The sequence below is a fragment of the Mycobacterium kiyosense genome (genome assembly GCA_021654635.1).
GTDB classification, from domain to species: domain Bacteria; phylum Actinomycetota; class Actinomycetes; order Mycobacteriales; family Mycobacteriaceae; genus Mycobacterium; species Mycobacterium kiyosense.
In genome coordinates this window covers 5,193,547-5,218,181 of sequence record AP025179.1, presented here as the reverse complement: position 1 = coordinate 5,218,181, position 24,635 = coordinate 5,193,547, and the positions used below count along the sequence as shown (strand labels likewise).

Here is a 24,635-nt window from a genome sequence, read left to right as displayed (position 1 = left end):
TCTCTATGTCAACCTGACTCAGGACCACTGTGACGGCTTGATTCGGGACCACCTCGGCGAGGAGGTGGTGGCTCAGGCGTCTTCGTAGGCTGTGATCGCGAGCTGCTACCGCGGGTATGGCTGAGCCGGTATGAGGTGGTGCCGGTTTCGATGATGGTGCCGTGGAAGGTGAGTCGGTCGACGATCGCGGCGCAGAGTCGGGGGTCGGTGAAGGTTTTGGTCCAGCCGGAGAAACTCTCGTTGGATGCGATGGCTACTGACGCCTTTTCCTCGCGTTCAGTGAGTACTTGGAACAGCAACTCCGCGCCCCGGCGGTCGAGTTCCATGTAGCCGAGTTCGTCGATACATAAAAGATCGACGCGGCCGTAGCGGGCGATCGTGCGGGCGAGTTGCTTTTCATCGGCGGCCTCGACGAGTTCGTTGACCAGTTTGGTCGCCAGTGTGTAGCGGACGCGGAAGCCTTGCTCGGCGGCGGCGGTGCCCACACCAATGAGCAGGTGGGACTTGCCGGTGCCCGAGTCGCCGATCAGGCAGAGCGGGTCGCCTCGGCGTATCCAATCGCCTTGGGCGACGGTATGTACGGTGGCGGCGTTGATGTTTGGGTTGGCGTCGAAATCGAAGTCGCCCAACCATTTCTGACGTGGAAACCCGGCCGCTGCGACTCGCCGCAAGGTGGATCGGCGGTCCCGGTCATCGCATTCGGCCAGGAGCAGTTCGGCGAGGAAGCCGTGGTAGGTGAGCTGTTCACGCTCGGCGACTTTCACTGCTTCGTCGATCACCGCACGCACGGTCGGCAACCGCAGGCGTCGGCATGCGGAATCGACGGCGGCTTGGGCCGCTTGTGGGGTCATCCCGCGTTGGCGGCGCAGGGTGTTGGTGACTTTCGTGGCCGTGCTCATGATCCAGTCGTTCCTTCCATTCCGTCACCGGGTGGCGGTGTTGGGGGTCTGCGTTGGAGCAGCTCGTCGTAGGCCGCGACGTCAGGCAGCGGCCGGGTGTCGGGTGGCAGGCCGGCGATCACGGTCGCTGGATCAGCCAGGCGGCGCTGGGTCAGACTGACGACCCGGTAATCGACGGTATTGGCATGGTTACCGGCGTGACGGTCTGATTCGAGACCACCACCGGCGGCATGCAGGCGTGCTTCGACCGCGACCACATCCGCTGAAACGGCACCGACCGACAGGGCGGCGTGGATCCCGGCGATCACATCGGTAGCGCGCATGCTGCGGTGCAGCAGCAGCACGTCGATTAGCGAGCGAGTCCCGCCAGCATCGCCGTCGACGCGGCGGGCCTGCTGCCAGAACGCCTCGTGCGCTGCGGTGAAAGTGCCGGCGGCGCGGGCCTGAGCAAGCGCGGTGGAGCCGGGCAACGCGCCGGGTTTGCAGTGCAACACCTCCAGATAGTGGTCGAGGTTGATCGATTGCCCGTTGCGGGTCGTGACGCGTTCATGGCGTGCGGCGATAGTGCGGCCGTCGAAGACGACCAACTCCGAGGCCCGCAGCGACACCCTGACTTTGCGTCCGATCAACCGGGCGGGAACCGAGTACTTCGCCGACCGCGCCGTGATCAGCGCCGACCGGTCCACCCGTGGATGCAGCACCAGCCCCGGGTCGAACCGCTCGGCAGGCAGAGCGGCGAGATGTTCTCGTTCGGTCTGGAAGTCCTGGCCCACGGTGTGCAGCCGGCCGGTGACCCGCCGATGATCCTCACGTGCTTCGCAGCGGCGGATGTAGTCGTTGAGCTCTGACAGCGAGTCCACTTCCGGCATGGGCGTGAGCCAGGTGCGGCGGAAACGTCCGATCTCGCCCTCGACTCCGCCTTTCTCGTGGGCGCCTTTCACTCCCGGCTGGCAGTAGAACGGGTCGAACCCGTAGAACGATCTGAACAGCACCCACCGGTCGTTCTCGACCCTGCCCCGACCGCGGCCGAACACCACCGAGGTGACCGCAGACTTCAAGTTGTCGTAGCGGATATGGCGCACCGGGATGCCGCCGATCACGTCGAATGCTTCGATGTGGCCTTCGAGGAACGCCTCCTGCGACTGAGTCGCATACACCCGATGGACTGCCTTGCCGGACATCGACATTCGGAAAACGAACATGTAGCAGCGGGTTCTGACACCAGCGAGGATGACGTGAACCTCGCCGAAATCAACCTCAGCTTCAGCGCCGGGCGGGTGTTCCTGCGGCACGAACGCTTCCTGCGCCTGCTTACCGGACTCGGCGATGATCTCCGCACGACGGACCCGGACATAGTCACGCACCGACGAATACGACACATCCTCAACGCCGTGTTCATCGGCCAGACGATTGCAAATCCTTGTCGCAGTGTGGCGTTGCTTGCGGGGCGCATCCAGATCGGTCCGCAGCATCGCATCAATCGCAGGTTTGAGCGGGCCCAGTTTCGGCGACTCCCGCACCGGTGTCTTCCGCCTCGGCGGCTCCGGATTCGCCAACGCGTGCCGGACCGTATCCCGGCCAACCTTGTACTTACGAGCAAGCGCCCGAATACCCAAACCCTCGACCCGGGCGTCCCTACGTATCTGGGCGAACAGCTCCACACGACTTCCCATCCGGAACCCTCCGACAGCGAGCCAATAATCGACACGCCAACCGTCGAGGGTGGTCCTGAATCAAACCGTCACAACACACCGGTCTGAAAGAAGGTGGTCCTGAATCAGGCCGTCACACCGGTCCTGAATCAAACTGTCATAGCCAACGGGTCGACGCCCGGCTTGAACAGGTCGGCAATCATGAGCCGGCGTCCCTGGGCCATATCGAACACGAACGACCGGTAGGCGTTGTTGGCCTGAAGTCCGAACGGCTCCAACACCTCGTGAACGATCAACGACTGCACCGCCCCCGGCCCGGCGTAAAGCTGGTAATCGGCGCTCGCGCGGCTGTCCCGCGGTGCTTCCGCACCGCTGTGACGCCAACCGTCCATGAGTTTGTGGTAGAAGCCCCGGACGGCCGGACCTGAGGTGGGGTTGTCCAGCATCGGCTCCGGCAAGTCGAAGGAGATCAACCGCTCGGCTTTGAGTTGCGAGGTGACCACGGTCGTACACCGTGCCCCGTCCCAGGTCGCAGCTAGCTCGGAGCAGAACTGGTCGGCGGCCGCCGTTGCCGCAGGCGCGGTCACCAGGGTCGCCACCGACGCCACCGCCGCCAGGGCTCCCAGGCCCGCCATCACCAGCTTCATGCCGCTCACCGGCGTTGTCCCGGTAAGACGACCTTGCTGGCCAGCCAGCGGCCGCCCACCTTCTCCATGGTGATCGCGATGGCGTTCACCTCGACTCCCGGTTGGGGGGTCGAGGAGTTGGTGACCGACTGCTCGACGAATAGCAGCACCTCAACCCGGTGCGGACTCGCGGATTTGACCGCCGAGTCCAACACGGTGCCGTGCGTAGCAACCTTGTTGTCGATCATCGCCTTGCGCAGCAGCGAACCGGCCTTGGTGTATTGATCTTTGAACTCTCCGGTTGCGCCGTTGAGGATGTCGTTGAAATTCGTGTCGACCGCGTTGGGGTCGGTGCTGGTGAGTGTGACGGCGTACTGCTTTGCCGCGTCGAGGGCCTGCCTGGCGTCGATGTCGGTTTGGTGTTGCTGATACAGCAGCCAGCCCGCGTAGCCGGCCGCGGCCAGGACGGCCCCCAACAGCACCGCGGCAACCCATCGAATCGCTGATCTGATCCAGCGCCGCGGAGTGGCCAGGGCCGCGGCGGCGCGCCGCCATGGGCGGCGCTTACTTGCCTTTTCCTGCTCACCGCCGGGACCTTGGGACTGGTCGTTCTCGTCGTCCTGCTCTTCGTCGTCGTCGGCGTCGGCGTCGGCCGAGGGTCCGGACGAGGGTTCCTGGGCCGATTCTTCGTCGCCCAGTTCGGCAACGCCGGTCTGCACCGTAATTTCCACAGATCTCATACCTTCGCTGTTTGCTAGATGATTTCGACTTTGCTGGCCAGCCAGCGACCGTCAACGAGCTGCATGGTCATCATGACCCGGTTGCGGTCGATGCGCGGGCTGGGACGCACGGCGTTGGTGACCGATTGGTCGACGAAAAGCAGCACCTCGACTTTGGTCTTGGTCGCCGACTTGATCGCCGAGTCGACGACGATGCCTTTGCCCGCCGCGCCGTTGTCGATCAGGATCTGACGCAGCTGCGCGGACCCCTGGCTGTATTGGTCCTTGAATTCCCCGGTGGCCCCGTCGAGTGCCTGTCGGTAGTTCTTGTCGATGTCTTTCGAGTCGAGAGTGGTCAAGATGACGGCGTAGTTGCGCGCGGCCTCCATCGCCGCCTGACCGGCCGCGGTGGTCTCGTCGATCTGCTTGACCCGCCAGCCCAGATATCCCGCGCACCCCAGGGCCGCGACCAGCAGGGCGCCGACCATGACGGCGACGACGCGCCGGCGCCGACGTCCGGGCGGCTTGGTGCCGGCGGTTTCGCCGGTCTGATCGGCTTCCTCGGCTTTGTCGGCGCCGTCGGTTTCCTCGGTTTCCTCGGCGCCGTCGGCTTCGCACGCCTGGGCGTCGTCGGCGTCGGCAACGTCCTCGGTGGCCTCAGCGTCGTCAGCGGCGTCAGCGTCCGCGGCGGCCGCTACGGCGGGTGATGTGCTGTCCGGATCGTCCCGATCGTCCGGCTCAGCGAGATCGACCGGCCCGGCCGGATCGTCCAGCTCGGCGAGCTGGTGGAAAACGCTTTTGGTTGAGGTTTGCTTACGCACCGCGGCTCCAGGTGGGCTCTAGTTCGGTATCCAGGGCGGCATGGCCGGCCCCCCGAATGTGGTGGGCAAGGTGTACGGCGGGTACACGGGTGTGGCGTCGGTCGTTGCGTTCGGGTCGTATCCCGGCGGCGGCCCGGCGGTGTCGTCACCGGGCGGGCGGGGCGCGTTGCGGGCGCCCCGGACCAGCACCGACGGGTCGGGGTTGTTGCAGTACGTGTAGCGGTACGGTTCGGGGAAGTCGGGTAGCGACAGCACCCCGGCGGGCAGGTTGTAGTCGCAGCTGCTTTGGGGTAGATGTCCCCGATCAGCCAGAGCCCGTTGTCGTGCGCAACGCTGGTGAGCCGCTCGAGCAGGGACTCGTGGTCGGGGCGCCACAGATCCTGCAGCGCGGGGACTCGGACGTAGAGCAACTGCGAAAGAGTGGTCAGGTTGCCCAGCAACTGAACTACGTTCTGGCGGTTGTCGCCGATCAGGTTGTCGACGTCGGCCAGTTGGGATGCTCCCCGGTCGACGAGCGTCCGGAACCCGCCATCCATCTTGTTCACGCCGCCCAGGACGTTTTGCAGGTCGACCGACGTTCCCCGCAGACCCGGCGAAACGTCGCCGAAGGTGCCGAACACCGTCTGGGTGTTGCGTAACAGGCTGACGGTCTGCGGGAGCACGCCGCCGAGGGTGGACGACAAGAAGATGGAGCCGTCGAAGATCGCCGCCAGCTTCTTCGGCCCGTCGGGGCTGACCCGCAGTTCGCCGAAGAGAGCCCGGAGCTGCGTGGTGTTCAGTTGGGCCAGCGCGCCGCGGCTGTCGTCGATGATGTGCGGCAGCGACACCGGGATCGTGGTCTGCCCTTCGCCGATCAACGTGCCGTCGGTCAGATACGGTCCGCCACCGTGTTCGGGGCGGAAGTCCAGGTATTGCTCACCTGCGGCCGACAGGCCCGATACCCGCACCCGGGTATCCCGCGGGATTCGGGTGGCGCGGTCGAGGGACACCACCGCCTCCACCCCGTGTTCGGTGAGGTTGATCGCGGTTACGCGGCCGATCGGGATGCCGCGCAGGGTGACGTCCTGGTTGACGAGCAGACCGCCGGACTCCCGCAGCGACACCCGCACAGACATCTTCCTGCTGACCGGGTTGACCCCCAAGCTGCCTAGCGTGATGTAGGCAAGGGCGATCACGGTGATCACCGCGAGACCGATGACGGACATCACGATGCGGCGGTTGGCCACCGCTTTGATCAGGTCGACCCCGTGTCGAGCGGACCATTCCACCGGGTTGGGCGACGCGGTCATCGCTGCGACCCATAGATCTTGTCCAACAACAGGTTCCACTCGTACCGAATGCTGCCGATCATCAGGTGCCAGTCGGTGCCGTCGGACCAATGGAAGCCGGGATCACCGGGATAGTTCAGATCGGGCCAAGGCGCCAACGCCAGCTTCGCGATCTGGGCGTCGACGTGTAGCGCAGGCGAGTTGAAGGAGTGCATCAACACCCCGATCAGCCGGTTGAATGGATACAACGACAGATTCGGGTCGATGGCGATGTCGTTGAAGGAGCCTGCCAGGGCGTTCAGGTCGGCGACCGTGCTGCGCGTGTCAGTGCCCTGGATGGACGGGAACCGGGACAGCTGGCGGGTGATGCGTGCCATGCCGTCGGCCAGGTCGGCTATCCGCGTGGTGTTGTCGGCGATGACGGCCAGCGCCGGCGCACCGGCGACCAGCGACGCGTCGATGGTCGGCCGGCGCGCTGACACGGTGGCCGCCAGCTCGGATGTCCGGCGTAGCGCGGTATCGAGCTGAGCCGAGCGTGCCGTCAGCCGGGACAGCAGCGTCTTGCTCTCGTCCAGCAGCAGGCGGACCTTCTCGCCGCGGCCGCCCACGGCCCTGCCCGCGCCGTTGGCGATCGCCATCAGGTGCCGGGCCGAGCCCCCGTTGACCAGCAGCGCCATCGAAGTGAGCAGGTCTTCCACCGTCGGGGCGGCGCTGGTGGACGTCAGTCCGATGGTGTCGCCGTCGCGTAGCCGGGCGGCGGTTGCCCCCTGGTCCGGGCCGGGCCTGATCTGCAGGAACACGTCGCCGAGCGGGGTGGCCTGGCGCAGTTCGGCGGTGGCGCCGACATACAGGGGGACGTCGGCGTGGATTCGCGCGCGCACCCGCGCGGTGAAGTCCTGGGCGTCGATTGATTCGACTTCGCCGACATCGGCCCCCAACAGCCGCACCTTCGCCTTGGCCGGCAAGTTCAGCGCGTTGGAGAAGACCACCGTCAGTCGATAGCTGCTGCCGCGACCCGTCGGGGCGGGCAATGGCAGTGCAGACAGATCGAGGCCGCACCCGGCCAACAGCGTGACCAGCACGAAAAGTAGGCCAAATCGGCAGCCGCGGCGAACTCCCAGTGCGTATTTCATGGCGTACCACTGATCCCGTCGCCCATCAGGTCGAGCATTTTGCCCAGGCCGAAATCCGGTGCGTAATCTCGCAGCGTTCCGGTGGCGCAGCCCAGCTGTTTGAGCCCCAGCAGGTTGCAGAGCTCTTTACCGAACTGACCGTTGAGTACCAGCTTGTCGGCCAGCACGTGCACGCGGGCGCTGCCGGCGACGGGGTCGAGGATGTTGTAGAGGTTGTCGACGGTCAGCGGCGCGACATCGAGGGTTTCCGCCAGCTCCCGCTGGTTATCGTCGATCGTCCCGGTGATGGCCCGCAGGTCGGCGAACGTGTGCGTGAGCTCTTCGCGGTGTCCCTCGAGCAGTCGGGCGGCTTCGGCGAGGATCTCGTTGAGCTTCGCCCCGGTGGTGCCCGAGCCGAGGCTCTCGTCGGCCAGAATCGAGCTGAGTTGGTGCAGGTTGGATCCGAATTCGCGAATTGCGGCATCGTTCTTGGCCGCCGCTTGAGCCAAGTCGGAAATGCTGTTGACGATCGCCTGAATGTCTTTCTTGCTGTGCGCACCCTTGTCGCTGCCCACCCGCAGCGCCTGTGACAACTTCGCGAGGGTGGCTTTGATGTTGGCCCCGTTGCCGGAGGTGATCTGGGATCCGAGGTTGACCAGGTCCCCGAGCGCACCCTGACCGTTGTCATCAGCGCGCAGCGCCTTGCCCAGTTTGTCGATCATCGCGAGTGTCCGGTCGATTTCGACCGGGGTTCGGGTGCGCCCCAGACCCAGCACGTCGCCGTTCTTCAGCTTCGGCCCGCCCCGGTAGGGCGGCGTGAGCTCGACATGGCGGTCGGTCAGCAGCGAGTTCGACAGCGTCACAGCCTGCACGTCGGCCGGAATGTCAATGCTCGGATCGATCTCCAGCTCGACCTGCACGTAGCTGTCCTTGGCCGCGATGCCGGTCACCTTGCCCACCGCCATACCCAAGACCGAGACGTCGTTGCCGACGTATAACCCGACGGTGTCTTCGAAGTGTGCGGTCACCTTCATCTTCGGGTGCGTCAGGCGCGGAATCACAGCGATCGCCAGGGCGCCGACGAGCACCACGGCAGCCACCGTGGCGGCGACGATGATCTTGACCCGGCGGCTCATTGGCAGTCCTTGAAGTACTCGACCAGGTTGAACTGTCTCGCCCGCCCGCTGATCGCGCACATCCAGGAGTCGACGAGCACACCGGCTGGGAGATTGAGGTCGAGGTAGTTGCCGTTGCCGGTGGTGTTGGCCAGGTTGCGGACGGTGATCGGCATCGACTGCAAGATGTTGCGGACCAGGGCGTCGTGGCTGTTGATCATCGCGGTGAACTCCCGCGCATTGGCGAGCAGCTTGTTGAGTTCCGGTTCGTCGGCCAGGATCGTCTTTGCCCGGTCGACGAGTGTGGTGGCGCTGGCGAACAGTCGCTGCACGGCCGCACGCCGCGTGGCGATTTCGGCCAGCAGGTCACGGCCCTGCAGCACCAGCACCCCGAGATCGGCCTTTTGGTTTCGCAGCATCGTCGTCAGCGTCTCGGTGTTGGACAGCAGGGTGCCCAGTTGATCGCGCCGATCGGAGATGACGGTGGCCAGCGACTGCAGGTTTTCCAGCGCCTCCGGTAGGGCGTCGGGCAGTCCCTGCAGGTTCTGGGTGAGCGATCGCACCGATTCGACGACGCGGTCGGCGTCCACGGCTTCGAAGGTGCTGGTGGCGCCGGCGAGGGTCCGTTGCAGATCGAAGGGAACTTCGGTGTTGGCCAACCTGATGGTTCGGTCCTTCAGCTCGCCGCTGCCGGCCGGGGTCAGGGCGAGGTAGCGCGACCCCAGGATGGTGGTCATATTGATGCTGGCCTGCGTGTCGGCACCCAGATGTGTGCCGTTTTTGACGTTGAACGTGACCACCACGTGGTCGCCGGCGAGTTTGACGCCCTCGACGGTGCCGACCTGGATACCTGCGATGGTGACCTGGTTGCCCTTGTTGATCTGAGCGGACTGGGCGAACTCACCTTGGTAGCGGGTCGTGCCCACATTGAGGCTGCCGAACAACACCACCCCGCCCAGCAGCAGAGCGATGACGGTTAGCCCGATCATTCCCAGCCAGGTCTTGTTGTAGGACTCGATGGGTCGCTTGAGTCGTTTGAGTAGCTTGCGCACAGCTGAGGTCGGTTGAACATCGCGGTTACCTGCATACCGGTGAGTGCTTGATCTTGTTGAGGTAACCCGGGGTGACGCCATCGCCCGGGGTGGCCGACGCTACGAACGCGCGGAACCAGTGGAACAGGCCGCGCCACAGGCTGAAGTCGATGTCGCACGCGTAGCCGTTGATGTAGCTGCCCGCCTGGGTGCCGCGGGCGAGCGCCTTGAGCATGGCAGGGATGTTGGCTGCCATGTAGGACAACCGCTGATGCCCTTCGTGCAGGCCGTAATCGAGTAGACCGGGTTCGCGGCTGACGAATTGCTGCAAGTCGGGGGGTGATGTTGTTGACGATCGTCGCCAGCCGGCCAACCGTGAAATTGACCGATCCCACTGATACGACCAGTTCCTGGCGGCGGGCCGCCAATTCCGCCATCACACCGCGGGATTCGCGGATCATCGTCTGCAGGTTGGTGTTCTGTGCGGCCAGACTGTCCGTGAGAGTGTTGAGGTTGCCGATCAGATCACCGAGGACCTCATCGGGTCCGGCCAGTGTTTCGGCCAGCGTCGAGGTCTGGGTGGTCAACACCAGAATCGAGCTGGAATCCCCCTGGAACGCTTGGATGATGGCGTTGGTCAGGTTGTCCACCTGCTGAGGATCCAACTGGGTGAACAGCGGCTCGAACCCGTTGAGCACGTAGGTGATGTTGAGCGACGGGTTGGTGCGCTCCCGGGGTATCTGGCCGCCGTCCTTCAGCGGCAGGTGGTTACTGCCCGGACCGGGCGACAGCCCCAGGTAGCGCTGTCCGATGATGTTCTGGTAAGTCACCGACGCGATCGTGTCGGAATACAGGACCTGGTTGCGCTGCACCCGGAAGGTGACCTTGGCCAGGTTGCCGTCCAGCAGGTCGAGCTTGTCCACTCGGCCGACCCGGACCCCGGCCACCCGGACGTCATCGCCGACTTTCAGTCCGGAGACATCGGTGAAAATCGCCGAGTAGGTGTTCGTTTCACCGGAGACCTCGCGCCGCATGGTGCCGAACACCATCCAGGTGACGGTCACGGCGAAGATCAGGAAGATCACGGTTCCGATGAATGGCTTGCGGTAACTCATTGGCCGCCTCGCAGATCCGACGTGATGTGGACGGTCGAGTCGCGCGCCACCGGGCCCAACAACAGCACGACGGTCGAATTCGCCGGTCCGCCGCCCACGATGCGGCCGAGTTGATCCTTCTCTTCGTGGCTGCCGACCGGACCGACATTGCCGCCGATGACCGCGCCCGGCAGCATCGCCCCTTCCGCGGGAAATCCCGGCGCCGGGGCGGCCGGGACGCCGGGGGCGGCTGGGGCGGCCGGGGCTTCGGTGGCCGGCGACCCGGGACCGCCGCCCAACTGTGCGGAACCGGGTGGGAAGGGCGGTAACTGACGGGGTCCCGGTGCAGGTGGCACCGGCCCTTGCGGATCGTCCGGCATGGAGTGTCGCGGCGGGGTCACGTTGGGGCGGTTCTCGGTCACCCCGGGCGGGAGAGTAACGCCCTGCGACCCCAACGCCGGAGACAGGTCCGGAGCCGTCGGGACTTCCGGCGCGGTCTGGCAGCTGGGGCCGGCCAGCGCCCCGTAACGGGGGCAGTCGGCGCGGACGTAGCGCCGGCTCGGGGTGAGCGCGACGACGGCCTTGATGGTCAGCCGGTTGCCGTCCGGATCCCAGCCTTCGTCGTACAGCTTGTTCGCGAACACCTTCATCCGGGTGGCTATGCCGTGGAAGTCGCGGGCGTGCTCGCCGAGCACACCGAGGGCAGGTGTCAGCTCGGTGCTGATGGTGATCAGCCGGTCGGTCTGATGATCGAAGGAATCGCCCAGTGTGCCGACGGTGCCCAGACCCCCGGACAGGAAATCGGTCAATTGCACCCGCTTCTCGGCGAAGGTCCGCATCGGCCGAATCGAGCTGTCCAGCGCGTCGAAGAGTTCGGGCGAGGCACGGCGCAGGCCTGCCGCGGCCGCGGTCAGCGCCGACAGCGTGGACGGCCCGCTGGCATCGGCGCTGACCACCGTGTTCAGCTCCGCCAGAATCTGGTTCAGGTCGCGTCCGGCGTCGGTCAGCTGCTGGCCGCGGCCGCGGGTCGCCTCACTGAGTGCTTCCAGAACCCCGATGGTGTGGTCGTTGCGATCGCGCGCGACGTCGAACAGCAGGTCGTGGAGTTTTGCCAAGACGTTCTGGAACAACACCGTGGGCAGTGACTTGTCCTCGCGCACCACCGAGCCGTTGCGCAGCGATGCCGAGCCCTTCCCGTTGTCGATCAATTGCACCGCCGACACCGCGAACAGGTTGGCCGGCACCACCCGTGCGGTGACGGTGTTGGGGATCCCGGCGGCGTATCCGGGCTTCAGGTCGACATGGACGATATTGGGCTGTCCGTTGCGGGACGGGGAAATGCTGGACACCATCCCGACCAGCACCCCGCGGAACTTCACATCCGAACGCTCCGGCAGACCGTCGCCGATATTGACCAACTCGATGTTGACGCGCACCAGTTTGTCGAATGTGCCTTTCGATTTGGCGACCATGGCCGCCGCGATCAGGAGCGTGACAATCGTCAAACACACGCCCACGAAGACAAGGCTCCGGTTGGACGGGCTGCGGGGGTCGAAATCGTATGAATTCGGCATCGCTACCCGCCGAACCTCGCCCCGGACTCAACACCCCACAGCGCCATGGTCAGCAGCATGTTCGCGATGATCACGACGGTCAGACTCGATCGCATGGCCCGCCCCGCGGCTATCCCGACCCCGGCGGGACCGCCGCTGGCGAAAAAGCCGTAATAGCACTGCATCGTCGAGGAGATGAAGACGAAAATTACGGCCTTGATGGTCGCGTACACCACATCGCGGCCGCTGAGGCCCACGGAGAAATAATGCAGATACGACCCGGGGGCCTGACCGTTGGCCATGCTGACCAGCTGGCTGGTCAAGTAGGTCAAACCCAGGGCGGTCAGGAATAACGGGATGACCGCGATGACGGACGCCGTGACCCGGGTGACCACCAGGTAGGCCACGGAATTGATGCCGAGCACCTCGAGTGCGTCGATTTCGTCGTTGATTCGCATCGCGCCCAGTTGCGCGGTGAACCGGCATCCCGCCTGGGCGATGAACGCCATCGCGATCATCACCGGCGCCAGTTCGCGCGTCGTGGCGAACGACGAGATCAGGCCCGTCGCCGGGCCGAGGCCCAGCAGATTCAGCGCGTTGTAGCCCTCGACGGCCACCAGCGCGCCGGCCGTGATCCCCAGTACCGCTGCGACGTTGACGGTGCCGCCGCCGACGACGATCGATCCGTTCCCCCCAGGAGATGTCGGCCAGCAGTCGCAGCATTTCCCGCCGGAAGTCGCGCAGCATGCCCGGGATCGAGGCGACGATCTTGCCGAAGAAATAAACCATGTGGCCGGCCCGGCCCACCCCATGGCCCATGGCGCCGGCAGCCTTGATCAGCTGAACACGGCTCGGATTTTTTGAACGCCGCGGGGGCAGCCATGTTAGATGGTCTGCCGCGGGAAGATGAGCAGCCACATTTGGCTCATCAGCACGTTGACGATCATCAGCAGCAGCACGGATTCGACCACCGCTGCGTTCACCGAGTTCGCCACGCCGGCGGGGCCGCCGCGCGTATCGAGGCCCTTCTCACAGGCCACGATCGCCACGATCACGCCGTAGACCACCGCTTTCAACATTGCCAACACCAGGTCGTCGACGGTGGCGAACGAGGAGAACGTGGCGATGAACGATCCCGGAGCGCCGTTCTGCATATAAACGTTGAACACGTAGCCCGCGAGGTAGCCGACAAACATCGTCGTACCCGTCAACGCAATCCCGATCAGGATGACCGCCGCCAGTCGGGGAACCACCATGCGCTGCAGCGGGGAGACTCCCATCACCTCCATCGCCGCGATTTCCTCGCGCATTGTCCGGGCGCCCAGGTCCGCGCAGACCGCCGAGCCCACCGCCGCCGCCATGATCAGCGCCGCCACCAGCGGCGCCCCCTGCCGGATGATCACCAGCCCATCGGCGGCGCCGGACAGCGAGGCGGCGCCGACCTGTCCGGCCAGCAAACTGAACTGGATGGACAAGGTGACGCCGATCGGGATGGTCACCAAAACGGTGGGGGTGAACGCCGTGCTGGTCATGAACCAGGTCTGCTCGATGAACTCCCCGAACATGAACTTACGGGTCACCAGGCCGACGAACAGGTACTGGATGGCCCGCACCCCCAGCACGAACTGCTTACCGACTGTGTTCAGCGATAAGAGCGGGTGATTGCGCACATAGCGGCGAAACCAGTCGATGACTTCGCCGATGGCCGAACGCTCGACAGCTCGCGCGGGCGGATCGACGGCAGCGGTCAAGTCACCTCCCCCCGACCAGGTGGAACCAGGATTAACTTGCGTGCAGACCATAGCAGTCGGGCCAGCTTGCGGCCAGCATTTTGCGGCAGGAGTTTGCCGGACCATGGCGGCGTCGAACTCGGGCGTCGCACGGCGGCTGATCGCAGGGATCCGCTCAGCCTTTCCGGCGTGTGACGATGCGGGCGGCTCACGCCTCGAACCGGTAGCCCATCCCGGACTCGGTCAGCAGATGCTTGGGATGGGACGGATCGTCCTCGAGCTTGCGCCGCAGTTGCGCCAAATACACACGCAGATAATGGGTTTCGGTCGCATACGCCGGACCCCACACCTCCTTGAGCAACTCCTCGCGGCCCACCAGCTTGCCCCGATTGCGCACCAGCACGTCGAGCATGCCCCACTCGGTGGGCGTGAGATGCACCTCGGCGCCGTTCTTGGTCACCTTCTTGGCGGCCAGATCCACTGTGAACGAATCCGTTTCGACGACCGGCTGCTCCACCTCCAACGCGGTGGTGCTGCGGCGCACCGCCGCCCGAAGCCGGGCCAGGAATTCGTCCATCCCGAAGGGTTTGGTGACGTAGTCGTCGGCTCCGGCGTCCAGAGCCTGCACCTTGTCCGACGCGTCGGTGCGCGCCGACAGCACGATGACAGGTGCGCTGAGCCAGCCGCGCAACCCGCCCAGCACTTCGATGCCTGAGATGTCGGGCAAGCCGAGGTCCAGGATCACCACGTCCGGGGGATGTTCGGCGGCGGCGCGCAACGCTCCGGCGCCGGTCGACGCGGTCACCACCTCGTAGCCGCGCACCGACAGGTTGATCCGCAGCGCACGCAGGATGTGCGGTTCGTCGTCGATCACCAGTACGCGAGTCAACGGACGTCCTTCGGCGGCGCAGGTAGATCCACCGTCACCGTCAGCCCGCCGCCCGGGGTGTCGCCGGCAGCGATCACGCCGCCCATGGCCTCGACGAAGCCGCGTGCCACCGACATGCCCAGGCCCACCCCGGTGCTGTTGTCGTGATCGCCGAGGCGCTGAAAGGCGCCGAAGATCTCCTCTTCGGTGCCCGGCGGGATGCCCGGGCCCTCGTCGATGACGTTGATGAGCACTCGATCCCCGACCCGACCGGCGTTGACCCGGACCACGGAGCCCGGCGCGTAGCGCAGCGCGTTGTCGATCAGGTTGGCCAGCACGCGCTCCAGCAACCCGGCGTCGGCCAGCACCACCGCGTCGCCGACGTCGACCTTGACGCGGTCGATCGCGGATCGGACGAATCCGGTTGCGCCCCTGCTGATGCTGACCAGCGCACGCTGTACCACCTCTTCCAGATACACGCGGTTCAGGTCGGGGCGCACCACGCCGGCGGCCAGTCGCGACGAGTCGAGCAGGTTGCCCACCAGGGCGGTGAGCTGGTCGATGGATTCCTCGATGGTGGCCAGCAATTCGGCGGTGTCCTCGGGGGGAGAAGGCGACATCACCGGCGCGCAGGCTGGACACCGCGACCTTGGCCGCCGCCAGGGGGGGGTGCGCAGATCGTGGCTCACGGCCGACAGCAGGGATCGCCTGAGGTCGTCGGCGCGCACGATGGCCTCGGCGCGGCTGGCCTCTTCGGTGAGTTCGCGCTGCCGGACCAGGCCGGCGGCCTGTTTGGCGACCGCACCGAGCACCCGCCGATCTCGCACCGAGAGTTTGCGGCCGGCCAGCAGCATCCAGAATTCGTCGTCGCCCACCTCGATCGCGGTGTCGGCGGAATCGACTGTGGTACAGGGATTCTCACCGACCGCCGCGACGACCCGGCTCTGGCCGCCCTGCTCGCGCAACATGGCGACCGCGCGCTGCGCATATGTCTCACGCACCCGCTCCAATAACGTCTGAGGATCCGCACCGCGCAGCACCGAACCGGCGAACAGCGTCAACAACTCGGCTTCCTGCGAGGCCAGCCGGGCCTCGCGGGCGCGTTTGGCCGCGCCGTCGACCAGAACGGCCACCGCCACCGCGATCATCAGCAGCACCAGTTCGGTGATCGCGCTGTTGGGTTCGGAGATGGTGAAGCTGTGCCGGGGTGCGATGAGAAAGTAATTCAGCAGCAACCCGGACAGGACCGCCGAAAGTATCGCCGGCGCAACACCTCCCAGCAGACCTACCAGCAGCACCCCGATGAAGAACAGGGCGCTCTCGCCGCCGTTGTTCAGGAACCGGTCCAGTTCGCTGACGGTGACCACACAGATCATCGACGGGATGACAACGGCGGCCAGCCAGGACGCGACGCGCCGGGTCGGCGGTGCGATCGGTGCGGTGCGCACCCCGCGCCGGGACTCCTCGTGCGTGACGAGATGCACATCGATCTTGCCGGAGTGCTCCACGATGGATGGGCCGATGCCCTCGTCGAAGATGCGTGCCCAGCGGGGACGTCTCGAGGTTCCGATCACCAACTGAGTTGCGTTGATCTGTCGGGCGAAATCGAGCAGCGCCGAGGGCACGTCGTCACCGAGCACGGTATGCAGCGAGGCGTCCAGACTGTTGGCCAGCTCGCGCAGTTTGCCCATCCGGCCTTCGGAGAGGCCGACCAGACCGTCGCCGCGCAGCACATGCACCACCATCAATTCGGCGCTGGACTTGGAGGCGATCCGCGACGCGCGCCGCACCAACGTCTCGGACTCGGGACCGCCCGTAACCGCCACCACGACGCGCTCGCGCGCCTCCCAGATGTCGGTGATCTTGTTCTCCGCCCGGTATTTCGCCAACGCGGTGTCGACCTGGTCGGCCAGCCATAGCAACGCCAATTCCCTTAGGGCGGTGAGGTTTCCGCGGCGGAAATAGTTGGACAGCGCGGCGTCGATGCGTTCGGACGTGTACACATTTCCGTGGGACAACCTGCGCCGCAGGGCTTCCGGCGTGATATCGATCAGCTCGACCTGCGCGGCCTGGCGCACGATGGAGTCCGGGATGGTTTCCTTCTGCTCGATGCCGGTGATCTCGGCGACAACGTCGTTCAGGCTTTCCAGGTGCTGAATGTTGACCGTGGAGATCACGGCGATGCCGGCGTCGAGCAACTCTTCGACGTCCTGCCAGCGCTTGGGGTTCTTGCTACCGGGGGTGTTGGTGTGCGCGAGTTCGTCGACCAGGACCACCTGCGGACGGCGGGCGAGCACCGCGGGAACATCCAGTTCCGGGAAGCTGGTACCGCGGTATTCGATGTAGCGCGGCGGGATGACCTCGATACCGCGCAGCATTTCGGCGGTTTTCGCCCGGCCGTGTGTCTCGACCACGGCGGCCACCACGTCGGTGCCGCGTTCCAGGCGCCGGTGCGCCTCGCCGAGCATCGCGAAGGTCTTGCCGACCCCCGGTGCCGCGCCGAGATAGATGCGCAGCTCGCCGCGTTTGGCCCGGGGGTCGCTGGCGCTCACGTCAACCATCATCCCTCCCGCGGGGCTGGTTCGGACCGCGAAACCGCCGTCGGGTTCGCACCGGCGACGGGGTCATCGCTGCTCGAAGCGGTATCCCATGCCCGCCTCGGTGACCAGGTGGATGGGGTGGGATGGGTCGGGTTCGAGCTTGCGCCGCAGCTGGGCGAGGTAGACCCGCAGGTAGGTGGTTCCGGTCGGGTGGGTAGGTCCGCGAACCGCGTCCAGCAGCATCTCGCGCTGCACAAGCCTGCCGCGGTTGCGCGCCAACAGCTCAAGGATGTTCCACTCGGTGGGCGTCAGGTGTATGTCGGCTCCGTCCCTGGACACCTTCTTGGCCCGCAGGTCGACGGTGAACGAGGCCGTCTCGACCACCTGCTCGGCGGCATCGGCCACCTTGGCGCGTCGGATGGCGGCCCGCAACCTGGCCAGAAACTCTTCCATGTCAAAGGGTTTGGTCACGTAATCGTCTGCGCCGGCATCCAATGCCTGCACTTTGTCGCTTGGTCTGGAGCGGTCCGACAACACCAGCACCGGTGCGGTGGTGCGTCGCCGCAGCTTTCGCAGCATCTGCACGCCGGGCATATCCGGTAGCGCGAAATCCAGCACCGCGACGGCCGGGTCGTGTGTGACCGCGGCACGCAGACCGGCGGCGCCGGAATCGGCGGTGACCACCTGGTAGCCCTGCCCGGCCAACGCGTTGCGCAGGGACCGCAGCAGGTGTGGTTCGACGTCGACCACCAAGACCTTCACCAACGGTGTCATTGCCCGAGTCGGCGGGCTAGTGGCTTACCGGGTACTTGCGGTCCAGCTCGAGGTTGACTCGCAGGACGTTTACCGCCGGCTCGCCCAGGAATCCGAGTTCCCGGCCCTCCTGGTTGTCGCGGATCACGGCACGCACCTGTTCGGCGCTGATACCGCGTGCCTTGGCGACCCGTGCGGCCTGCAGGTCTGCGTAGGCCAGAGAGATGTGCGGGTCCAGGCCGCTGCCGCTGGCAGTCACCGCGTCTGCGGGTACCGCCGGGTTGGCGGCTGCGGCGCCGCGGATCGGAACGATCTGGCCGGTGGAGTAGTCCTCGCCGTATTTGGCGCACTCGACCCGCACACCTTCGAACATGGTTTGAAACGGCGCCGTCGTGGTCTGGCACGGTTCGTTGATGCTGACGACGTGAGTGGGATGCACGACGTTGCCACGTTGGTCGCGGGGACCGAGCACCGACAGCACCGCGCCCACCCCGCCACCGGTGCAGAACGGACGGGAGCCGTCCACGCCTTCCAGCCGGCCTATCGCGGCACTGCGCGTGCACACCTGGGTCAGCAGGCTGGGTTTGAACCCGGCGTCGGATGCGGATTTTCCGGCCGCCAGCAGCGCGGGGTCCGCGGGTGTGTCGACGATGCTCTCCGGTCCCAGGTTGCTTGCACCCGAGGAGAGCGGATCATATCCGGCGCCCGCGGCAGAGGGGCGGCTCTGCAGGTACTGCGGCAGCGGGTTGCCGTCCTTGTCGGTGAACTGCTGGCCGATCAGCTCGCTGCCGACCGGTGTGCCGTGGGCGCGCAGGATCGAACCCTCGGCGTTGTCGTGCAGTCCCGGCAGCAGAGCGACCAGCCAGACGAACAGCGGGTAGCCCAGGCCGGTGATCACGGTCAGCACCAGCAGCGCGCGTAACGCGGCCCAGTGCAGGCGGACGAAATTGGCGAGTTTCATGTCAGGACATCCCGGGGACGAATTGGATAATCAGGTCGATCAGCTTGATCCCGATGAACGGCGCGACGATGCCGCCGAGGCCGTACACGTAAAGGTTGCGGCTCAACAGCTTTGAGGCGCTGCTCGGCGTGTAGCGCACACCGCGCAGCGACAGCGGGATCAGCAGGATGATGACGAGCGCGTTGAAGATCACCGCCGACAGGATCGCGGATTGCGGGCTGTGCAACCGCATCACGTTGAGCACGTCCAGGCCCGGAAACAGGATGACGAACATCGCCGGGATGATCGCGAAATACTTCGCGATGTCGTTGGCGATGGAGAAGGTCGTCAGGGCTCCGCGGGTGATCAGCAGCTGCTTGCCGATCTCGACGATCTCGATGAGTTTGGTGGGGTCGGAGTCCAGATCCACCATGTTGCCGGCCTCTTTGGCCGCCGAGGTGCCGGTGTTCATCGCGACCCCGACGTCGGCCTGGGCCAGTGCGGGCGCGTCGTTGGTGCCGTCGCCGGTCATCGCCACCAGCTTGCCGCCTTGTTGTTCGCGCTTGATCAGGGCGAGCTTGTCTTCGGGTGTGGCCTCGGCGAGGAAGTCGTCGACACCGGCCTCGTCGGCAATTGCCTTGGCGGTCAACGGGTTGTCGCCGGTGATCATCACCGTGCGGATGCCCATCCGGCGCATCTCGTCGAAACGCTCCCGCATGCCTTGCTTGACAACGTCTTTGAGATGGATGACGCCCAGCACCGCGGCCTTGCCGTCGCGGCTCTCGCCGACCACCAGGGGGGTGCCGCCGCCGGCCGCGATGCCGTCGACGACATCGCCGAGCTGGTGGGGCACCGTACCACCTTGTGCGCGTACCCATTCCGCGACCGAGTTGGCCGCCCCCTTGCGCAGCAGGTGCCCCTCCAGATCGACGCCGGACATCCGGGTCGAGGCGGAGAACGCCACCCACTGGGCCTGCGCGAGTTCGCCGGGCGTGCGGGCACGCAGCCCGAAGTTGCGTTTGGCGAAGACGACGATCGAGCGCCCTTCCGGGGTCTCGTCGGACAGGCTGGACAACTGCGCGGCGTCGGCCAGTTCGTCCGGGGAGACGCCGTCCAGCGGGATGAAGGCACCGGCCTGCCGGTTGCCCAGGGTGATCGTGCCCGTCTTGTCGAGCAGCAGGGTGTTCACGTCGCCCGCGGCCTCGACCGCGCGCCCCGACATCGCAAGCACGTTGCGCTGCACCAGCCGGTCCATGCCGGCGATGCCGATGGCCGACAGCAGCGCACCGATCGTGGTGGGGATCAGGCACACCAGCAGCGACACCATGACGATGCCGGATACGCCGTTTACGTTGAGCGCCTGGGTGTCTGCCACACCGGGATTGTTCACCTTGGAGTAGACCGCCAACGGCTGCAGCGTCGCCACGGCGAAGACGAAAATGATCGTCAACGCGGCCAGCAGAATGTTCAGCGCGATCTCGTTCGGTGTTTTCTGCCGGTTGGCGCCCTCGACGAGCGCGATCATCCGGTCGATGAAGCTTTCGCCGGGCTTCTGGGTCACTTTCACCACGATCCGGTCGCTGAGCACCGTGGTGCCGCCGGTGACCGCCGAACGGTCACCGCCGGATTCGCGGATCACCGGCGCCGACTCACCGGTGATCGCTGACTCGTCCACCGAGGCGATGCCCTCCACCACGTCGCCGTCGCCCGGGATCACCTCGCCGGCCTCGACCACGACGATGTCGCCCTGCTGCAGCAGGGGCGCCGCAACCTGTTCCTCCACCGCCGCACTGCCGGGTTCCCAGTTCTTGAGTCGCCGGGCCAAGGTCTGGGTTTTGGCCCGGCGCAGCGTTTCGGCCTGCGCCTTGCCGCGACCCTCGGCTACCGCCTCGGCCAGATTGGCGAACAGCACGGTCAGCCAGAGCCAGACCACGATGAGCCACGCGAACCAGGTGGGGTCGATGATCGCCAGCACGGTGGCCCACACGGCGCCGAGTTCGACGATGAACATCACCGGATTGCGCCACAGCGTCTGGGGATTCAGTTTGTGCAGCGCACTGGGCACCGACTTCCACAGTATCCGCGGGTCCAGCAAGCCGCCTTGCACGCGTTTGGTGTTGGCGGCATGCGCGGTCTCCTGGTGCGCCGAAACCACCGAGTTGGCTTTGGGTTTGGTGGTGGCTGTCATCAATGTATTCCTTCAGCGAGGGGCCCGAGCGCGAGCATGGGCAGGAAGGTCAGGGCAACGAGAATCAACGTGACGCCGGCAACCATCCCGACGAATTGCGGGCGGTGAGTGGGCAGCGTTCCCACCGACGCCGGGGTGGAGCCCTGTTTGGCCAGCGAGCCGGCCAGGGCCAGCACGAGCACGATCGGCAGGAACCTGCCGAACACCATGGCCAGACCCAGGGCGGTGTTGTACCAGGTGGTGTTGACGGTGATGCCGGCGAACGCCGAGCCGTTGTTGTTGGCCGCGGAGGTGAATGCGTAGAGCACCTCCGAGAGCCCGTGCGGCCCGGTGTTGAGCATGCCGGCGCGCTCACCCGGCAGCGCCATCGCGACCGCGGTACCGGTCAGCACGATCAGCGGAGTGACGAGGAAATACCCTGCGGCCAACTTGATTTCGCGCGGGGTGATCTTCTTGCCGAGGTATTCGGGCGTGCGGCCGACCATCAAACCGGCGACGAAGACGGTGATGACCGCCAGGATCAGCATGCCGTACAGACCCGAGCCGGTGCCGCCGGGCGCGACTTCACCGAGTTGCATGTTGAACATCGTCATCATCCCGCCGAGGCTGGTGTAGGAGTCGTGGAACGAGTCGACGGCACCGGTGGACGTGAGGGTCGTCGAGGCGGCGAACACCGCGGAATTCGGCACACCGAACCGCTGCTCGACGCCTTCCATCGCACCGCCGATTGCGGCGGGCACCGTGCCGTGGTGCTGCAACTGGAACCACAACGTGAGCGACACGCTGATGGCGTACAGCGACGCCATGACGGACGCGATGGCGTAGCCCTGCTTGTTGTTGCCCACCATCCGACCGAACGTGCGGGGCAGCGAGAAGCTGATCACCAGCAGCAGGAACGTCTCCAGCCAGTTGGTCCACGCAACCGGGTTCTCGAACGGGTGGGCGGAGTTGGCGTTGTAGAACCCGCCGCCGTTGGTGCCGAGTTCCTTGATGGCCTCCTGGCTGGCCACCGGGCCGCCGGTGACCGTCTGCTGGGTGCCGTTGAGGGCGGTGACCACCTGATCGTGCAGGTGGAAGTTCTGGATCGCGCCTCCTGCTACCAGCAGAACGGCCGCCAGCACCGATAGCGGCAGCAGGATGCGAAGCGTGCCGCGCACCAGATCTACCCAGAAGTTGCCCAGATCGCCGGTGCGCTTGCGCACGAATCCACGTACCAGCGCCACCGCTACCGCCATGCCCACGGCGGCCGAGACGAAGTTCTGCACCGCCAGGCCGGCCATCTGCACCAGGTGACCCTGCGTTGATTCGCCGGAGTAGGCCTGCCAGTTGGTGTTGGTGACGAAGCTGATCGCGGTGTTCCACGCCAGCGCGGGGCTCATCGGGGTGGCGGGATCGTGCAGGTGCAGCGGGAGCTTGCCCTGGACGAGCTGCAAGCCGAACAGGAACAGGATGCTGACCGACGAGAACGCCAGCACGCTGCGGGCGTAGGGGCCCCACGTCTGTTCCGCCCGGGAATCGACCCCGATGAGCCGGTACACCCACGACTCGACGCGCAGATCCTTCTTCGAGGAGTAGACCCGGTACATGTAGTCGCCGAGGGGCACATGCACCACGGCCAGCGCAACGACCAGAACGACGAGGTAGATGATCCCCGCGGTAGTGGTGCTCACTAGAATTTCTCCGGAAACAGAAGGGCGCCAGCGAGATACAGCGCGATGACGACCGACAGCGCCAAGCCGATTATGTTCTGGTAGCTCACAGCCGCTCGACCAACTTCTGGGTCAGGCCGAGCAGCGCGAACACCGCCACTGTCAGCGCGATGTATGCCAACACGCCCATCTCATCTCCGTTCCGTGCGTAGTCCGCTTCAGCAAGCATTCTCGTCGAGGTTGCGCACACCTCAAAGGCCAGCTGGAAAGCTAGATCCGGCGGGGTGAGCCCGAAGTTCGATTGACGCTTTCCTAACGCCCCCACCCGGCACATTTACGGTTCCTTAACGGCCCCGGTGACGCATGACACAGTGCTTTAAAAACCTGAAAAACGGCGCCACTCCTGGCGTCCGGTGCGTTGACGGCGGCCGAGCACCGGGCCACCTGGTCGGATGCCTATGCGCGGCTGGGCAGCATCTGCGTCTGAAGCTGAGTTCAGGGCCCGCTGTCACCCAAGCTGGCAGCGCGCTCACCAGAATGATCCGCCCCCAACTCATTTCGCGGACCGGGAGTGTCGATCATCGGCAGCCGCACCCGAAAGACGGTGATGCCGTTGGCCGACTCGGCGGCCACCGTGCCGCCGTGCGCCTTGACGATCGAGTTGACGATGGCCAGCCCCAGCCCGTGACCGGATCCGTTGGAGCGTGACTTGTCTGCGCGGACGAACCGTTCGAAAAGATGGGGAAGGACTTCAGGATCGATGTCCGGTCCGTTGTCGGTGACGGTCAACTCGGCGTAGGGGACGTCGAGCCCCTGCGCCGACGCCGGATGGCGGGTGATCGCGGTGGTCACCGTGACGTCCGGCGGAGTATGCACCCAGGCGTTGGTGAGTAGGTTGGCGAGCAGTTGGTGCAGCCGGGCGTGGTCGCCGTTGACCCACACCGGCTCGTCGGGCAGATTCGTGGCCCAATTGTGCGTCGGCGCCGCCACCGCGGCGTCGTTGACCGCGTTGATCACCAGGTCGGCGAAGTCGAGTTCTTCGGTCTGCAGGTCCTGGCCTTCACCCAGGCGCGACAGCAGCAGCAGCTCGTCGACCAGCGACGCCATTCGGCGCGCTTCGGACTCGATGCGGGCCAGCGCGTACTCGGTGGTCGGGGGCAGATTCGAACTGTCCTGACGGGTCAGCTCGGCGTAGCCCTGGATGGCCGCCAGCGGGGTGCGCAGCTCGTGGCTGGCGTCGGTGATGAACTGCCGCATCCGCATGTCGGATTCGACGCGGTGGGCCAGTGCGCTCTCCACGTTGTCGAGCAACTTGTTCAGGGTGTGTCCGACGATGCCGACCTCGTTGTCGGGGTCGGTGTCTTCGGGCCGGACCCGCACCCGGATCTGGTGGTCTTCGTCGGCCAGCGGCATCGCTGCCACCTCGGCGGCGGTCGCGGCGACCCGGCTCAGCGGCCGCAGCGCATAGCCCACCACCCACGCCGTCAGGGCGGCCGTGACCAGCAGCGCCGTCGCAACCAGCGCGGTGGTGGTGAGCTGTTTGCGGGCGATGATCGCCTCGGCCATGCTCAGCGACACCCCGACCACCAGGCGGTCGGTTCCCGCTGCGCGGCTGTCGACCTGGTGGGGGCCCAGGCTGCCCAGCGTCTCGACCCGGGACGGGCCGTCGGTCCACGATTGCGCCTCGATGGCGCGGACGACGTCGGGTGGGGCGGGACGGGGTTCGTCCTCGGAGAACACGGCCGATGCGATCACCTTGCCGTCGCGAAGCACCGCGATGAGGTTGCCCGGGGTTTGTCCGGTGAACTCCAGCACCGCTTGGGATACCGGCGGAATCCCGCGGTGCACCGAGGTGTGTTCGCCGTTGCGGTACCGGGCATAGGCGTGGCTGAACGCGTGCATCGACTCGGCGACTTCGGCGTCGTTCATCGACGTGACGTAACCGCGCAGGGTCAGCACCGAGACGACGCCGACCGCCACCAGGACGACGGACACGACGGCGAGGACGCCCAACAGCAGCTGACGGCGAAGGGAACGGGGAAACCAGCGCGGGGTGTAGCGTTCCCCCGTCATTAGA

At 65.9% G+C, this 24,635-nt stretch carries 20 protein-coding genes and 2 pseudogenes; all 22 read right to left on the bottom strand.

Annotated features, from left to right (window positions below):
- Positions 1-8 precede the first annotated feature (8 nt).
- The 22 genes and pseudogenes from istB to L6444_RS24370 all read right to left on the bottom strand — a co-directional run bounded on the left by istB (position 9) and on the right by L6444_RS24370 (position 24,631).
- Entirely contained in the window at positions 9-899 is an 891-nt protein-coding gene (gene istB / locus L6444_RS24470) for an IS21-like element helper ATPase IstB (RefSeq protein ID WP_082275278.1), read from the bottom strand.
- Positions 896-2,572, bottom strand: coding sequence for an IS21 family transposase (istA, locus tag L6444_RS24465; RefSeq protein WP_055578112.1), 1,677 nt, complete (start codon positions 2,570-2,572; stop codon positions 896-898). Before istA ends, istB begins: the two co-directional genes overlap by 4 nt.
- Before the next feature lie 128 nt (positions 2,573-2,700).
- Positions 2,701-3,207 (bottom strand): hypothetical protein, encoded by a 507-nt coding sequence (locus tag L6444_RS24460; RefSeq protein WP_236977750.1) that lies wholly within the window; start codon positions 3,205-3,207, stop codon positions 2,701-2,703.
- Positions 3,204-3,917, bottom strand: a complete 714-nt coding sequence (locus L6444_RS24455; RefSeq protein WP_236977749.1) for a tetratricopeptide repeat protein — start codon at positions 3,915-3,917, stop codon at positions 3,204-3,206. Before L6444_RS24455 ends, L6444_RS24460 begins: the two co-directional genes overlap by 4 nt.
- A gap of 14 nt (positions 3,918-3,931) precedes the next feature.
- A complete protein-coding gene (locus L6444_RS24450; protein ID WP_459551939.1) occupies positions 3,932-4,669 on the bottom strand; it encodes an Mce protein in 738 nt (245 codons plus the stop codon).
- Positions 4,591-6,006: an MlaD family protein gene (locus tag L6444_RS24445; RefSeq protein ID WP_459551879.1), complete on the bottom strand. Its 1,416-nt coding sequence runs from the start codon at positions 6,004-6,006 to the stop codon at positions 4,591-4,593. The genes L6444_RS24450 and L6444_RS24445 overlap by 79 nt, the downstream gene beginning before the upstream one ends.
- Entirely contained in the window at positions 6,003-7,118 is a 1,116-nt protein-coding gene (locus tag L6444_RS24440; RefSeq protein ID WP_236977744.1) for an MlaD family protein, read from the bottom strand. Before L6444_RS24440 ends, L6444_RS24445 begins: the two co-directional genes overlap by 4 nt.
- Complete coding sequence (locus L6444_RS24435; RefSeq protein WP_236977742.1) at positions 7,115-8,233, bottom strand: MCE family protein; 1,119 nt, start codon at positions 8,231-8,233, stop codon at positions 7,115-7,117. Before L6444_RS24435 ends, L6444_RS24440 begins: the two co-directional genes overlap by 4 nt.
- Complete coding sequence (locus L6444_RS24430; RefSeq protein ID WP_459551878.1) at positions 8,230-9,264, bottom strand: MCE family protein; 1,035 nt, start codon at positions 9,262-9,264, stop codon at positions 8,230-8,232. The genes L6444_RS24435 and L6444_RS24430 overlap by 4 nt, the downstream gene beginning before the upstream one ends.
- Complete coding sequence (locus tag L6444_RS24425; RefSeq protein WP_236977740.1) at positions 9,198-10,358, bottom strand: MlaD family protein; 1,161 nt, start codon at positions 10,356-10,358, stop codon at positions 9,198-9,200. The genes L6444_RS24430 and L6444_RS24425 overlap by 67 nt, the downstream gene beginning before the upstream one ends.
- Positions 10,355-11,911 carry an MCE family protein gene (locus L6444_RS24420; RefSeq protein ID WP_370653012.1) on the bottom strand — a complete coding sequence of 519 codons (1,557 nt, stop codon included), beginning with the start codon at positions 11,909-11,911 and terminating at the stop codon, positions 10,355-10,357. The genes L6444_RS24425 and L6444_RS24420 overlap by 4 nt, the downstream gene beginning before the upstream one ends.
- Positions 11,912-11,913: 2 nt before the next feature.
- A pseudogene (locus L6444_RS24415) lies at positions 11,914-12,709 on the bottom strand (ABC transporter permease).
- 65 nt (positions 12,710-12,774) lie between these two features.
- Complete coding sequence (locus tag L6444_RS24410) at positions 12,775-13,641, bottom strand: MlaE family ABC transporter permease (protein WP_370653009.1); 867 nt, start codon at positions 13,639-13,641, stop codon at positions 12,775-12,777.
- A gap of 187 nt (positions 13,642-13,828) precedes the next feature.
- Positions 13,829-14,509 carry a response regulator gene (locus L6444_RS24405; RefSeq protein WP_236977738.1) on the bottom strand — a complete coding sequence of 227 codons (681 nt, stop codon included), beginning with the start codon at positions 14,507-14,509 and terminating at the stop codon, positions 13,829-13,831.
- Positions 14,506-17,052, bottom strand: a pseudogene (locus tag L6444_RS24400) (ATP-binding protein). Before L6444_RS24400 ends, L6444_RS24405 begins: the two are co-directional and overlap by 4 nt.
- 60 nt (positions 17,053-17,112) lie before the next feature.
- Positions 17,113-17,793 (bottom strand): response regulator, encoded by a 681-nt coding sequence (locus L6444_RS24395; RefSeq protein WP_236984397.1) that lies wholly within the window; start codon positions 17,791-17,793, stop codon positions 17,113-17,115.
- Between the two features lie 25 nt (positions 17,794-17,818).
- Entirely contained in the window at positions 17,819-18,742 is a 924-nt protein-coding gene (locus L6444_RS24390; RefSeq protein WP_236977736.1) for a potassium-transporting ATPase subunit C, read from the bottom strand.
- 1 nt (position 18,743) lies between these two features.
- The gene (gene kdpB / locus L6444_RS24385; protein WP_236977734.1) at positions 18,744-20,909 is read right to left on the bottom strand and encodes a potassium-transporting ATPase subunit KdpB; all 2,166 of its coding nucleotides are present in this window, start codon (positions 20,907-20,909) and stop codon (positions 18,744-18,746) included.
- The gene (gene kdpA, locus L6444_RS24380) at positions 20,909-22,579 is read right to left on the bottom strand and encodes a potassium-transporting ATPase subunit KdpA (RefSeq protein WP_236977732.1); all 1,671 of its coding nucleotides are present in this window, start codon (positions 22,577-22,579) and stop codon (positions 20,909-20,911) included. The genes kdpB and kdpA overlap by 1 nt, the downstream gene beginning before the upstream one ends.
- Positions 22,579-22,668, bottom strand: coding sequence for a potassium-transporting ATPase subunit F (locus L6444_RS31280; RefSeq protein WP_373877355.1), 90 nt, complete (start codon positions 22,666-22,668; stop codon positions 22,579-22,581). Before L6444_RS31280 ends, kdpA begins: the two co-directional genes overlap by 1 nt.
- A complete protein-coding gene (locus L6444_RS24375) occupies positions 22,665-22,892 on the bottom strand; it encodes a hypothetical protein (protein ID WP_236977730.1) in 228 nt (75 codons plus the stop codon). The genes L6444_RS31280 and L6444_RS24375 overlap by 4 nt, the downstream gene beginning before the upstream one ends.
- A 161-nt stretch (positions 22,893-23,053) precedes the next feature.
- Entirely contained in the window at positions 23,054-24,631 is a 1,578-nt protein-coding gene (locus L6444_RS24370; RefSeq protein WP_236977728.1) for a sensor histidine kinase, read from the bottom strand.
- Positions 24,632-24,635 lie beyond the last annotated feature (4 nt).